Source organism: Hyphomicrobiales bacterium, from assembly GCA_039973685.1.
Classification (GTDB): domain Bacteria; phylum Pseudomonadota; class Alphaproteobacteria; order Rhizobiales; family JACESI01; genus JACESI01.
In genome coordinates, this window is sequence record JBDWKL010000043.1 from 180,488 (window position 1) to 194,118 (window position 13,631).

Here is a 13,631-nt window from a genome sequence, read left to right on the forward strand (position 1 = left end):
TTTTTGTGCCATGCAGGTTAGAAAAAACGATGACCAGCAAATCAAAGACAAATTCAGGCCCAAATTTTTTCTATGAAGAAGAAGCAATGGCAGCAGGACACTCACTCATTGCAGGTGTTGATGAAGTTGGTCGTGGGCCGCTTGCTGGTCCTGTGGTAACGGCGGCGGTTATTTTGAAAGAAGGCCATATCCCTGAAGGGTTGAACGATTCAAAAAAGCTCACCGAGAAACGTCGGGAAATATTGTTTGAAGAAATCTTTGCGTCGGCCCAGATCGCAATCTCATCCGTATCAGCTGAGCAAATCGACAAAATGAATATTCGCGCCGCAACGCTTTACGCAATGGTTGAAGCTGTCGAAGCATTGAACCAACAGCCCACATTCGTGCTGATCGATGGCCGTGACATTCCACCCGCGCTCAAACAGCCTGCCAAAGCAATCATCAAGGGCGATGCTCATTCCCTCTCCATTGCGGCGGCGTCTATCGTCGCGAAAATCACCCGCGATCGAATGATGGTCCGCGCCAATACATATTATCCAGGGTATGATTTTGACCGCCATAAAGGGTACGGCTCAAAAGCCCACCGTGATGCAATCGCAAAGCTTGGCCCCTGCCCGCTGCACCGGCGCAGCTTTCAACCGATCAAAAGCATGGTGAGTTAGGTTCAAGCCTTTGTCACGCTCTTGGTTTTGTGACACCAGGTAAAGCTGCTTCCAACATTTTATTCATCACCGTTGGCAGTGCCTCATCTGGAATATCTTCCATCGCCGACCACCAGCTGTTTTTTGCAGGCAACTGCTCCATCGGGAACATGCTTGTCACCACCTCCACTTCAAGATGAAAGTGCGTAAATGTATGCTGGATCACACCGCATCGTTTACTCCACCCTGCCTGAAAGGGTGCAGATGCAAAGGGGGATTTTGGTTGTTCTTCTCCCCAAGTCGTGCCGGGTACTTCTGTCATACCACCAAGCAACCCCTCATCTGGCCGCGTGCGTAATAACACCGCACCATCGGCGCGAACAGCAACAAAGGCCCAGCCATAACGGGTCGGCTTCACTTTCTTCTGAGCTTTTACAGGAAATAACTCCTGCGTTCCAAGCTTGAAAGCGGCACAGTCACCTTGCCATACACAGAGCGCACAAGCTGGATTTTTAGGTGAGCAAATCGTGGCACCTAAATCCATCATAGCTTGGGCATAATCTCCCGCTCGCATTTGAGGCGTGAGCGCTGATTGATATTCCTTGATGGTTTTTTTCGCTTTGGGCATTACCTCTTCAACCGCGAAAATCCGCGATAACACCCGTTCCACATTTCCATCAACTACAGCAGCAGGCTGATCGAATGCAATGGCCGCTATGGCCGACGCCGTATAATCTCCAATGCCGGGTAGTTCTTTCAGGCCCTCAACTGTATCTGGAAAGACCCCGCCATATTGTTGCACGACAATATCCGCGCAGGCCTTCAAATTGCGAGCCCGCGAATAATACCCAAGCCCCGCCCATGCCTTCAAAACATCTTCACGATCAGCCTTCGCCAAATCATGGATGCTTGGCCAAAGGGTGGTGAACTTTTCGAAATAAGCTTTTACCGTCGCAACTGTGGTTTGCTGCAACATTATTTCTGACAGCCAAACCCGATAAGGATCAGGCACTTCACCAACGGCACGATTTTGTGGAGAAACACGCCATGGCAAAACACGCGCATGGCAATCATACCATTCAAGCAAATCACTCGGATTTGGCACTGTTTTGAAAGGGGCATCCGCCACGGCGGTCTTAACCTGCTTCGCGGAAGCTTTCAGCCGTTTCAAGATCAACAGAAACAAGCTGGCTAACGCCGCGTTCAGCCATTGTCACACCAAACAACCGGCTCATACGTGCCATGGTGATTGGATTGTGCGTAATGGTGAGGAAGCGCGTATCCGTGGTGTCCGCCATATCGTCGAGCAAGTTACAAAAACGCTCCACATTGGCATCATCCAGCGGTGCGTCCACCTCATCCAGCACACAGATTGGCGCGGGATTGGTGAGGAACACAGCGAAGATCAGTGCAGTTGCCGTCAACGCCTGCTCACCACCCGATAGAAGCGTCATCGTCTGCGGTTTTTTACCTGGAGGACGCGCAATAATATCAAGGCCTGCTTCCAACGGATCATCAGACTCAGTGAGGATGAGTTCCGCTGTACCACCAGCAAAAAGATGCGTGAAGAGATGTTTGAAATGCGCATTCACTTCATCAAATGCGATCAAGAGACGCTCGCGGCCTTCTTTGTTCAAGTTAGCAATCGCCGTGCGCAACTGACGGATTGCTTCGATCAAATCATCACGCTCGCTCACAAGCTCATCGCGCTTGTCGCCAACTTCTTGCATTTCTTCTTCAGCACGCAGATTGACGCCACCAAGTCGCTCACGTTCTGCTTTCAAACGATCAAGACGTGTTTCAACCACCGACATTTCAGGCAGCGCTGTACCTTCTTTCAACTGAGCAATTTCGGCCAATCCGGCTGGTGAACATTCAAGAATTTCCGTGATCTCACGGGCAACATCTTGTTTGCGGGTTTTAGCACTTTCAACCCGTTCTTCTGTGCGTGCACGGCTTTCACGGATTTCGGAAAGCGCGTTGAGCGCCAATTTCGCCGCTTCATCAGCGGTGCGAAGTGCTGTCTCAGCTGTTGCGAGTACGTCTTGGCTTTCAGCGCGATTTTTCTCCGCCTCTTCAACCTTGGTGAAGAGCGCTGCACGACGGCGGGCAAATTCACCTGGAAGATCTTGCAAACCAGCTTGCTCTTTAATGGCTGCTTCTTTGCGTTCAGCCAAAACATTCATTTGTGTCTCGGCAGCTTCCACACGATTGACCCAGCTTTGACGTTCACCGCCAATGGCTTGCAATCGGTTGTTACGCATTTCTGCTTCGCGGGCGAGCGTTTCAAATCCGGCACGAGCCTCAGCAAGCGCTGCACGATCATTGGCAAGTGATGTCTGCTCATTTTGCAAACGATCATTGAGCGCGTCACTGTTTGGCACCTCAGACAAAAGCGCCTTTTGCTTTTCTTGCTGCTGGTCGGCTCCTTCGCGGTCACCATTCAATCTGGTTTGTCGCTCGGTCAGTGACGTGCGGCGTTCGGCTAAGCGGCTCGCTTCGCTTTCAACTTTCGCCAAAGCATCGCGGGCTTTTGTTTGCTCTGACAAGGCTGTGCGATAGGCATCGCGTGCTTCGCGCTCCAAAGTAATGGCTTCTTGCAGGCTGACCGATGCAGTCGCAAGTTTATGCTTTTGCGCCTCCACCTGATCTTTCTTGGTGCTTGACGCCCCTTCAAGATCTGCAAGGCGGTTTTTCTGGGCTAGCCGCTGGGCAGCAGGTGTTTCAGCATCGGCAGATGAGGTAAATCCATCCCAACGCCAAAGCGCACCTTGTCTTGTGACTAAGCGCTGGCCCGGTTTTAAATTGCCAACAAGTTCGTCTGATTGCGCTTCATCAATCACACCAATTTGGTTCAATCGACGAGCAATCGTTTGCGGCGCTGCGACAAATTTTGATAGCGGTTCTGCGCCATTTGGCAAACTTGGATCATCCGCCTCAGCTTCAGCGCCGGCCCAGTGGACGGGTGCTTCTTTATCGACCGAAATATCAAGATCGCTACCAAGTGCAGCACCAAGAGCAATCTCATAGCCCGGTTCTGCCGTAAGCTCATCAATCAGCAACGGGTAATCACCCTGTGAGCCAGCATTCAAAACACGTGCAAGAGTTTGCGCTTCTGTCTCAATCACATTGAGTTCGCGTTCGAGGGCGGTTGTCGTGGTCTTAACTTCGCTCTCATGGTCACGAGCGCGTTGCGTTTTAAGCTCAAACTGCTGAATCTCAGCCTCACCCGTTTCAACTTTCAGGCGCGCTTCTTCGACAGTTTTTTGGTGAGCATTCACAAACAAATCTTGGCCGAGTTTCGCATCCACATCAGCAATATCGCGAACAACGCGGTCTTGATCTGTTGCAATGCGCGCAATCTGATTTTCTGCTTGCCGCATACTGTTTTCAAGAGAGGCACGGCGGGCGTTTAGTTCCGCGATCTCTTTGGTTGTTTGGTTGAAAGCTTGTTCACTTGCTTCCTGCTTTTCTTTTGCAGTGCTCAGCGATGTTTCAGCCTCAATACGGCGATCACCAGAAGCTGCATTTTCTGCCTTCAGCTTGGTTTCTTCATCAGCCAAACGGTCAAAGACGTTCTTGTTTTCAGTAAGCAAACCCTTCTCGCGCTCAACATCATGGTCAAGCTGCTCAATACGACCTGTTAGTTCTTGAAGACGGCTTTTTGCCTGTGTTTCTTCTTTTTCTAACGCGCCCTGCTCCAGTTGAATGCGCTGGAGTGCTGCCGCAGCAGCGGCCGCCTTATCGCGCAATGGCGGTAAAGTGTTGGCGGAAACTGCTTGGTCTCTCGCGGTTCTTGATTGCAAGGCCGTTGCATCAGCAACAGCGACGGTGAATTCAGTTAGATTGCTTTCTGCTTCTTGCAACGCACTCGATGCGGCCATCCAACGGAGATGATAGACAGTCGCTTCAAATTTTCTGATTTCGCCAGAAAGATTGCGATAGCGAGATGCTTGGCGCGCTTGACGCTTCAAGCCTTCAAGCTGAGTTTCCAACTGGTTGATAACGTCTTCAACACGGTCGAGATTTTGTTCTGTTGCCTTAAGCCGCAATTCTGCTTCATGGCGACGGGAATGAAGACCGGAGATACCGGCAGCTTCTTCCAAAATTTGGCGACGTTGGCGCGGCTTTGCAGAAATAAGCTCACCAATCCGGCCTTGTCCCACCATAGAAGGTGATCTGGCGCCAGTTGAAGCGTCTGCAAACAGCAATTGAACGTCTTTTGCGCGGCTTTCCTTGCCGTTGATGCGGTAGACCGACCCTGATTCGCGCTCGATTCGCCGCGTAATCTCGATGGTATCGCTGTCATTAAAGGCTGCGGGTGCGGTGCGCTCGGTATTATCGATGACCAGTGTGACCTCAGCAGTATTGCGCGCCGGACGGCTGCCACTGCCTGAGAAAATCACGTCATCCATGCCAGATGCGCGCATATTTTTGTAGGAGCTTTCACCCATTACCCATTTGATCGCTTCGACAAGATTGGACTTGCCGCAACCGTTGGGGCCAACGACCCCTGTGAGGCCGCGTTCGATAATGAATTCAACAGGTTCAACAAAAGATTTGAACCCTAAGATGCGGAGCTTGGTGAATCTCATGACACCACACCCCGCATTGATACTTTACTCAAAACTATACCCCGTAGCAGCGCCGCGGGGGCAGCTGCCTTACAACAAACCTTCGATTTCTTTATCCATTGCTTCAAGAGATAATGAACCGCTTATTTTTTTGTCATTGATGTAAAAGGTTGGCGTTGCCTCTACCTTCAACACTTCCGCACCGTGCGTACGGATTTTGTTTATCCCATCAATAACCTCTTTGTTTTGCAAGCAGGCATTGAATGATTGTTGTGTAAAACCAACTTGTTTTGCGATTTCTACGATACCTGGCAGCGGATTTTGGCCATTACGCCATTTTGGCTGGGTTTTGAAGAACACATCTACAATGTCGAAAAACTTGTCTTCAGGTGCGCATCTAGCAAGAACAGCGACTGTTGCGGCGACTTGATCCAATGGAAACTCGCGGAAAGCAAACAACACTTTGCCGGTATCAACATACTTCTCTTTAAAGGCATGATAGGTGCGAGTATGGAATGACGCGCAATGCGGGCATGTCATTGAAGCATATTCGATGACCTTAACTTTCGCGTCCTTGTTGCCAATTGTCATTTCTTTAAGCGGACCAGGCTGAGCTAGATCGCTATTGTTGGCTTCACTAGAAAAGCAACCGCTTAATGTAACAAGTGCAGCAGCAGCGCCTGTGCCTTGTAAAACAGAGCGACGGGAAAAGGACGATGTCATCGGAGAAACCTCTATGATTGAGTCAATTAGCTAATATTTAAGATAGGTATTAAATTCCAAAAGACGATTTGTCTTTAAAAATTATCGTTATCAAAGGCCAATACCCAAGATATTGGCCAAAATTATGAACACGCCCGCTTTATTGTTCATCTGCCTGCTGCCGCTTCAAAAGCTCTTTGCGCAAAACGCCCTGCCCCATCTTTAAGACAGCAGCATCAAGCTGCGGGTCATCAAACTCAGTAATGCACTCACGCAGTCTTTCTTCTTGCTTAGGAGAGAGCGACGGGAGCTTCTCTTTAATAACCTGCTTTTTGCGTTCAATGGGCGCTTGGACAATTTTCAATCGTTCAATGGCAACAAAGCCGAAGAACTGATTGACCCGTTGCAAAAGCTGCTGCTCTTCGTGCTGCAGGTAGATCGCTTTAGGACCATCCACCCGAACCACAAGAGTACCGCCCTGAAAGGTTGTCGCCCCCGTGCTTGTTTGGTGCGGCCAATTGATTTTGTCTGGAATGGTGCAATCCGCGAAAGTATTTCCGGCAAGTTCCGGCCATGCGGCAATAAGTGCGGAGGACGCCAACCCTTTGCGGGCACAAATAGGATCAATTAGCTTTGGCAATAACTCCGACAAAGGCTTACTGCCCCGCTTCCAATCACGCCCCGCCGTGCCATGATCCCATTTATCGCGGTATTTTGGGGTTTTTGCATCGTCAACGTTATCCGCCATTGGGATTTTTCACTCTAAAGAATCACTGTTAAACTCGATATAGGCCATTCATGCCCATAGATATGTTCTAATTGTAGTATTTATCTCACACATTTTCACCTAGATTCTCGAAACTTCGGTACCAATCGCAGAAAAATTGCTTCTTTGGTCGCATCTTCGATGCATAAATAAGATATTATCATTTAATTTCAATCGGTTAAAAGGATTCACTTCCACCTTGACACCTAGAGGGTGCAAAAGTAATGTGCGCCCGAATTTGAAGGCTTATTTTCCGCCTGTTTTCTACGCTTGCGAGAGAGCAAAAAGAGAGTAAGCATCAGTTCAAAACAAGGCAATTGCCCGTGCAAAGCGATCACGACAAACGCCCTGACGATTTTGACAACCGCTTCGACAAACTTGGTGCCAAGCTCGATGAGCAAAAAGCAACGAGACGAGCGGAACAAAATGACAAGGGACTGAAAGACAGAGCCGGCATGGCTTACGGTCTTAAGATTGCGTCGGAATTTGTGTCCGCCATCTTGGTTGGAGCGGCAATTGGCTGGGTTTTGGACAAATGGTTGGGGACGACACCCTTCGGGTTGATTGTTTTCCTTATTTTGGGGTTTGCTGCGGGCGTTTTAAATGTCATGCGAGCCGCAGGAAGAATTTCACAGCCGGAAGCGAGTGATCGCGACGGTTAACTAGACAAGAGCAAAACTTTGTTGGTTTTGCTAAAACGGCGATGGCAAGGGACATCTAAAATTGGCAAACGATCCAATCCACCAGTTCCATATTACTGAATATTTCTCACTCGGCTCAATCGGCGGTGTCGATTTTGCAATGACAAACTCAGCAGCATTCATGATTGCAACAACAGTTGCTACATGTGCGTTCCTGATTTTCTCAACAAGCAGCCGCGGTCTTATTCCAACACGCATGCAGTCAATCGCTGAGATTTGCTACGACTTTGTTGCGAGCACCCTGCGAGATGCAGCCGGCAAGGAAGGAATGCGTTTCTTCCCTCTCGTCTTTTCGCTCTTTATGTTCGTATTGGTTGCCAACTTGTTTGGCATGTTCCCTTACTTCTTCACGGTCACAAGCCACCTAATCGTCACGTTCGCTCTCGCGATGCTGGTGATCTTAACAGTGGTTGGCTATGGCTTTATGAAACACGGCTTCGGCTTCTTGAAGCTTTTCGTTCCTTCAGGCATCCCAGCAGCACTTGTGCCGCTCGTGGTGATGATCGAGGTTATCTCATTCCTCTCACGCCCAATCAGCCTTTCAGTTCGTTTGTTCGCTAATATGCTTGCAGGACACATTACGTTGAAAGTGTTTGCAGGCTTTATCACAAGCCTTAGCGCTTTTGGCGTTGCTGGCATGGCGGGCGCTGTTTTGCCTTTCGCAATGACGGTCGCGCTTACCGGACTAGAATTTCTCGTGGCTTTCCTTCAGGCCTATGTATTCACAGTGTTGACATGCATGTATCTGAATGACGCCGTACACCCAGGTCACTAACTAAATTTGCTTTCCGGCGCGATTGTCGGAGGCACACTAATCTAACTATTTCCAAAGGAGAATTATCATGGAAGCAGAAGCAGCAAAACTCATCGGCGCAGGTATCGCATGTCTCGGTATGGGCGGTGCAGCCATCGGTCTTGGCAACATTTTCGGTAGCTACCTTGCAGGCGCCCTTCGCAACCCATCAGCAGCTGACGGCCAATTCGGTCGCTTGATTTTCGGCTTCGCTGTGACAGAAGCGCTCGGCATCTTCTCACTGCTCGTTGCTCTTCTTCTTCTCTTCGATGTTTAATAATTGCATTTGCAATGGGCGCTTGCCATTTGGCACGCCCTTTAAGCAGAAATAAAATGAGTTCGTGATGGTTATCCTTCGCGAACTCCTTTCAAAGAGAGAAGAAAATGGCGTCAGAAACAAATTCTGAAGTAGGTCATGCCGCTGATGGCGGCGCTGGTGGTTCTTTCCCACCATTTGACAGTTCAACTTATGGTTCGCAGATCCTATGGCTCGCGATCACATTTGGTGTGCTTTATTACGTCATGGCCAAAGTCGCATTGCCGCGCATCGGTTCTATTCTTGAAGTTCGCTCTGATAGAATTGAACAAGACATTGCCGAAGCACAGCGCTTGAAGGAAGATACCGACGAAGCAATCGCTTCTTATGAGCAAGCCCTTGGCGATGCTCGTAGCAAAGCGCAAGGTATTGCCCAGACAGCCCGTGACAAAGCAAAAGCTGAAACTGATAGCGCTGTTGCTAAAGTTGAAGCTGGTCTTTCTGAAAAGATGGATGCTGCTGAAAAGACAATTGCTGGTATTCGCGACAAAGCGATGGCAGAAGTTGACGATATTGCTGGCGACACGACTGAAGCGATTGTTAAAGCCCTCATCGGTGGGAGCGTAACAAAAGCAGAAGTCACTAAAGCACTTAAAAGCGCAACGGAGTAACGGTTATGGACGCAACCTTTTGGGCAACCGCCGCACTGATCGTATTCATCGCGCTTATCATGTACCTCAAAGTGCCGGGCATGATCACCAAATCATTGGATGATCGCGCCGACAAAATTCGCTCTGATCTTGATGAAGCACGCAAGCTTCGTGAAGAAGCACAGGCTCTTCTTGCTGAATATCAGCGCAAGCGTCGTGACGCGGAAAGTGAAGCTGAAACAATCGTTGAAGCTGCTAAACGTGAAGCTGACACTCTTGCTGGTGATGCGAAGAAAAAGCTTGATGAATATGTTGAGCGTCGCACTAAAATGGCTGAGCAAAAAATTGCACAAGCTGAAGCACAAGCAATGCAGGACGTTAAAGCGATTGCCGCTGAACGTGCCATTGCTGCTTCTGAGCAAGTGTTGATGTCTAAGCTATCTGATGGTGGTGCATCGTTGATTAAATCTTCAATCTCTGAAGTTAAATCAAAATTGATGTAGTCAAATCGACCTTACAAATTTTAAAAGCCCTGCTCTTGAGCGGGGCTTTTTTTATGAGCTTACAAAACCTATTCGTCGAGTAGGCTGGTTCCCTTTGTTCCTGCTTTGACATTCAGCCAATTCGCAATGGTTTGCGCTACATCGCAGAAGCTTGAGCGGATACCGCAGCCCCTACCCCGCAAAGCCTTCGAATATACCAACACCGGCACCCGCTCGCGGGTATGTTCTGTCCCATGCCATGTCGGGTCGCAACCGTGATCAGCTGTGACAACGAGCAAATCATCATCACGCATTTGATCAAGGAAATGAGCAAGCCGCTTGTCAAAACGCTCTAACGCATTGGCGTATCCCACAACATCACGGCGGTGGCCGTAGAGTTGATCAAAATCAATGAAGTTGGTGAATACCAATGCCCCGTCATTTGCGTCTTCCAAGGCTCTAAAACTTGCATCAAACAAAGCTTCATTGCCGTGCGCTTTAATAACTTCTGTCGTGCCACGATGCGCAAAGATGTCATCGATCTTGCCAATCGCCCTCACCTCATGCCCTGCCCGTTTAAGATGATCTAGAAGCGTGTCTTCTGGTGGCTCAACCGCATAATCACGACGGTTAGCCGTGCGCTCATAGCCATTTTCCGCGTCACCGATAAAGGGCCGTGCAATAACGCGGGCAATATTGAAGGGGCGAAGAAGGTCGAAGACAATTTCGCAAAGGGCATAAAGCCGCTCTAGGCCGAAGTGGTCTTGATGTGCTGCAATTTGAAAAACAGAATCGGCAGATGTATAAAATATCGGCTGCCCTGTTTGTTGATGTTCCCCACCAAATTCATCAATCACGGCTAAGCCAGAACTATGCTGATTGCATAACGACCCATCTATCCCAGCCGCCTTATAAATCGCCTGCAAAAGATCATTAGGGAATGCGAGTTCTTGTTTTGGGAAATACCCCCAGTCTTTCAATACTGGCACACCAGCAAGTTCCCAGTGGCCGGAAGGGGTATCTTTGCCTTTTGAAATTTCAGTTGCCGCAGCCCAAAGGCCTATTGTGTCATCACGGCATGGGAAGCCAACAACTTCCTCGCCAGTTGCCACATGAGCCGCATTGCCCAGCCCCAGCAAGTCCAAGGTAGGAAGGGATAAGGCACCAGCACGTATTCCTTTGGCATCTGCCTTATTTTCGTGACACGCCTTTGCAATATGAGCGAAAGTATTCGAACCCAAATCACTCTTTTCCTCGTTTACAAAATCAGCGGCATCCGGCGCACCGCCAATGCCAAACGAATCCAATACAAACAAAAAGGCACGCGCCACATCACACTCCTTGGTTACGCTGCTGCGATAGCAGATGGACGATGGTGCGTTGATGTCAACTAAAGTTAAAATCTTTCCCCAATTGGACGCTTGCAGCGGTTCCAAAATTGATTTAATTTTTGTGCAAAATAAATTCGAGCCCCTTCATGGTATCTTCCGCCTCAAAACTAGATTTTTTACCGTTTCCTGCATTGATTGCGGACATAGGCGGCACCAATGCGCGGTTTGGACTTGTGTCAGATGCTCTTGGTGAAGTGAAACAATTCCCAGTCGTCAAAACGGCGAACCACGAAACACTGATAGATGCCATTCAAGAAACAGCGCTAAGCCGCACGGCTACCTATCCACGTGCGGCAATATTGGCAGTTGCTGGCCCCGTGCGCGGCGACAAGATCGCCATGACAAATGGCCCGTGGGTGGTAGAACCGAAACGCCTTATTGAAGAATTTGGTTTTGAAATCGTTGTTGTCTTAAACGATTTTGAAGCCTTAGCGCTCTGTCTACCCTCTCTGCTTGAAGACGATATAGAGCAGATTGGCAGAGGTAGCATTGACAATCAAAGCACCAAGCTCGTCGTCGGGCCTGGTACAGGGCTCGGTGCAGCAGCCCTTATTTATGCCCGCGATACATGGGTGCCACTTCCAGGTGAAGGTGGGCACATCAATTTTGGGCCTATTACAGATTTGGATTTTGATATTTGGCAGGTAATGGAGCCAACAAATGGCCGCATCACGGCTGAGACGTTCTTAAGTGGGCCCGGCATTTTGCGACTTTATGGCGCATTGAATAAACTTGCTGGTTTGCGTGGAGAATTTTCCAAAGCAGCAGATGTCACGAAAGCTGCGCTTGATAATTCTGATCCCATCTCACGCCAAACGCTTGAATTGTTTTGCTCGTATCTCGGACGATTTGCTGGTGACATGGCCATGTTCACGATGGCAAAAGGCGGCGTTTATCTGGCTGGCGGCATTGTGCCGCGCATTTTACCTTTGTTGCGTGACGGAAATTTCCGCGAAGCTTTTGAATCAAAAGCGCCGCATGATGATTTGCTTGAAAATGTATCAACTGCGATCATCACACGCCCAAAACCTGCCCTTGAAGGACTGGTAAGTTATGCCAGAACACCGCCGCGCTTTGCCCTAGAATTAAGAGGTCGACGCTGGACTGCTTAAGGTGCGTTGGATAGCATCTTTCCAACCTGCATATTTTTTGTCACGAATATCTGGATCCATATCAGACGTAAATTGTCGTTCCAATTGCCAACTTTCAGCAAAACCTTGCTGATCGGGCCAAACCCCAACATGAGAGCCCGCGAGCCACGCAGCGCCCAACGCTGTGGTTTCAAGAATGGTTGGACGGTCGACGGCAGCATCTAGCATGTTTGACAAAAACTGCATGGTCCAGTCACTCGCAACCATTCCACCATCAACACGCAAGACCGTCTTTACGCCACTATGCAAACCAGCACCTTGAATGTCGCCTTGCATGGCTTCCAGGAGATCACGGGTCTGATAGCAAACTGCTTCTAGCGTCCCGCGAACAATCTCATTTTGCCCGCAACCCCGTGTCAGACCATAAATTGCGCCGCGCGCATGAGCATCCCAATAAGGCGCACCAAGACCAACAAAGGCTGGCACCACATAAACATCTTCATCCGGATTGGCCGCAGTTGCCATATCGCCAGTATCACCAGCGTTTTCAATAATTTTCAAACCATCACGCAACCACTGAACAGCCGCACCCGCCATAAAGATCGAGCCTTCCAAAGCATAGGTAACCTTGCCATTGAGGCGATAGGCAATGGTTGTAAGCAGTCGGTTATTGGAAGAAACGGCTTTGTCTCCGGTATTAAGCAAAGCAAAACATCCCGTACCATAGGTGCTCTTCATCATACCTGGCTCAAAACAAGCTTGGCCAATGGCCGCTGCATGTTGGTCACCTGCGACGCCGGCAATCGGAATTTCGACGCCAAAAAGCGACGGAACTGTACCGCCAAAATCATCCGCACAGTCCTTAACTTCTGGCAACAAAGAACGAGGAATATTGAACTTCGCAAGAATATCATCGTCCCAATCTTGCTCATGAATATTAAACAGGAGCGTTCTTGATGCATTGGTTGCATCAGTTGCATGCACCTTCCCGCCCGTTAAACGCCAGATCAAAAATGTATCTATCGTGCCAAAAGCAAGTTTGCCCGCTTCAGCCGCTGCACGTGCACCGTCAACATTATCGAGCAACCAAGCCAATTTAGTTCCTGAGAAATAAGGGTCTGCCAGCAAACCCGTTTTCTGGGTCAAAATATCGGCGAAACCCTCTTCGCGCATTTGCACACAAGTATCTTCCGTCCGCCGATCTTGCCACACGATAGCGCGGTGCAATGGCTTGCCGCTTTCTCTATCCCATAAAACGGTGGTTTCTCGTTGATTGGTGATACCGATCGCAGCGATTTCTTTAGCGTTCAAATTAGCCTTTGCTAAGGCTTGCTTGATGGTCTCCAAAACACTTTGCCAAATCTCTTCTGGATCATGTTCCACCCAGCCTGGCTTTGGGAAATGCTGCTCAAACTCTTGCTGGGCAATGGAGACTATTTCCATGCTTTTTCCAAAAACGATGGATCGACTAGATGTCGTCCCCTGATCAATAGCAACAATAGTCACGAATTCCTCCAAACAACCAAAGCCTTTAGCTTTGATTCAAATTACTGCGAACAGAACAACACCTTAAGCATCAACATT

Annotated in this window: 13 protein-coding genes; 7 read left to right on the forward strand and 6 right to left on the reverse strand. The window is 49.1% G+C overall.

The genetic code is table 11. The features are described from left to right. The first annotated feature begins 29 nt into the window (after positions 1-29). A complete protein-coding gene (locus ABJO30_11980; GenBank protein MEP3233538.1) occupies positions 30-662 on the forward strand; it encodes a ribonuclease HII in 633 nt (210 codons plus the stop codon). A gap of 13 nt (positions 663-675) precedes the next feature. Here ABJO30_11980 and mutY read toward each other — a convergent pair whose 3' ends face one another. The 4 genes from mutY to ABJO30_12000 all read right to left on the reverse strand — a co-directional run bounded on the left by mutY (position 676) and on the right by ABJO30_12000 (position 6,665). Continuing rightward, on the reverse strand, positions 676-1,770 hold the full coding sequence (gene mutY, locus ABJO30_11985) for an A/G-specific adenine glycosylase (protein MEP3233539.1): 1,095 nt from the start codon (positions 1,768-1,770) through the stop codon (positions 676-678). Between the two features lie 7 nt (positions 1,771-1,777). Next, positions 1,778-5,236: a chromosome segregation protein SMC gene (gene smc / locus ABJO30_11990; protein MEP3233540.1), complete on the reverse strand. Its 3,459-nt coding sequence runs from the start codon at positions 5,234-5,236 to the stop codon at positions 1,778-1,780. Between the two features lie 69 nt (positions 5,237-5,305). Next, entirely contained in the window at positions 5,306-5,938 is a 633-nt protein-coding gene (locus tag ABJO30_11995) for a thioredoxin domain-containing protein (protein MEP3233541.1), read from the reverse strand. A gap of 139 nt (positions 5,939-6,077) precedes the next feature. Beyond that, the gene (locus ABJO30_12000) at positions 6,078-6,665 is read right to left on the reverse strand and encodes a DciA family protein (protein MEP3233542.1); all 588 of its coding nucleotides are present in this window, start codon (positions 6,663-6,665) and stop codon (positions 6,078-6,080) included. A 341-nt stretch (positions 6,666-7,006) separates the two neighbouring features. Between ABJO30_12000 and ABJO30_12005 the strand changes: the two genes are divergently transcribed. The 5 genes from ABJO30_12005 to ABJO30_12025 all read left to right on the forward strand — a co-directional run bounded on the left by ABJO30_12005 (position 7,007) and on the right by ABJO30_12025 (position 9,586). Next, entirely contained in the window at positions 7,007-7,345 is a 339-nt protein-coding gene (locus ABJO30_12005) for an AtpZ/AtpI family protein (GenBank protein ID MEP3233543.1), read from the forward strand. A 61-nt stretch (positions 7,346-7,406) separates the two neighbouring features. Then, on the forward strand, positions 7,407-8,159 hold the full coding sequence (locus ABJO30_12010) for a F0F1 ATP synthase subunit A (protein MEP3233544.1): 753 nt from the start codon (positions 7,407-7,409) through the stop codon (positions 8,157-8,159). Positions 8,160-8,226: 67 nt separating this feature from the next. Continuing rightward, positions 8,227-8,454 (forward strand): F0F1 ATP synthase subunit C, encoded by a 228-nt coding sequence (locus ABJO30_12015; protein ID MEP3233545.1) that lies wholly within the window; start codon positions 8,227-8,229, stop codon positions 8,452-8,454. Positions 8,455-8,561: 107 nt separating this feature from the next. Beyond that, positions 8,562-9,104 carry a F0F1 ATP synthase subunit B gene (locus ABJO30_12020; GenBank protein MEP3233546.1) on the forward strand — a complete coding sequence of 181 codons (543 nt, stop codon included), beginning with the start codon at positions 8,562-8,564 and terminating at the stop codon, positions 9,102-9,104. Positions 9,105-9,109: 5 nt separating this feature from the next. Next, positions 9,110-9,586 carry a F0F1 ATP synthase subunit B gene (locus ABJO30_12025; GenBank protein ID MEP3233547.1) on the forward strand — a complete coding sequence of 159 codons (477 nt, stop codon included), beginning with the start codon at positions 9,110-9,112 and terminating at the stop codon, positions 9,584-9,586. A 68-nt stretch (positions 9,587-9,654) separates the two neighbouring features. Here the strand turns inward: ABJO30_12025 and ABJO30_12030 are convergent, their stop codons facing one another. Beyond that, positions 9,655-10,896: a phosphopentomutase gene (locus tag ABJO30_12030; GenBank protein MEP3233548.1), complete on the reverse strand. Its 1,242-nt coding sequence runs from the start codon at positions 10,894-10,896 to the stop codon at positions 9,655-9,657. 146 nt (positions 10,897-11,042) lie between these two features. Here ABJO30_12030 and glk point away from each other — a divergent pair, with 146 nt between their 5' ends. Then, complete coding sequence (gene glk, locus ABJO30_12035; GenBank protein ID MEP3233549.1) at positions 11,043-12,068, forward strand: glucokinase; 1,026 nt, start codon at positions 11,043-11,045, stop codon at positions 12,066-12,068. On the opposite strand, the gene glpK is transcribed toward glk, so the two are convergent. Continuing rightward, the gene (gene glpK, locus ABJO30_12040; protein MEP3233550.1) at positions 12,042-13,553 is read right to left on the reverse strand and encodes a glycerol kinase GlpK; all 1,512 of its coding nucleotides are present in this window, start codon (positions 13,551-13,553) and stop codon (positions 12,042-12,044) included. The genes glk and glpK overlap by 27 nt on opposite strands. Positions 13,554-13,631: the final 78 nt, after the last annotated feature.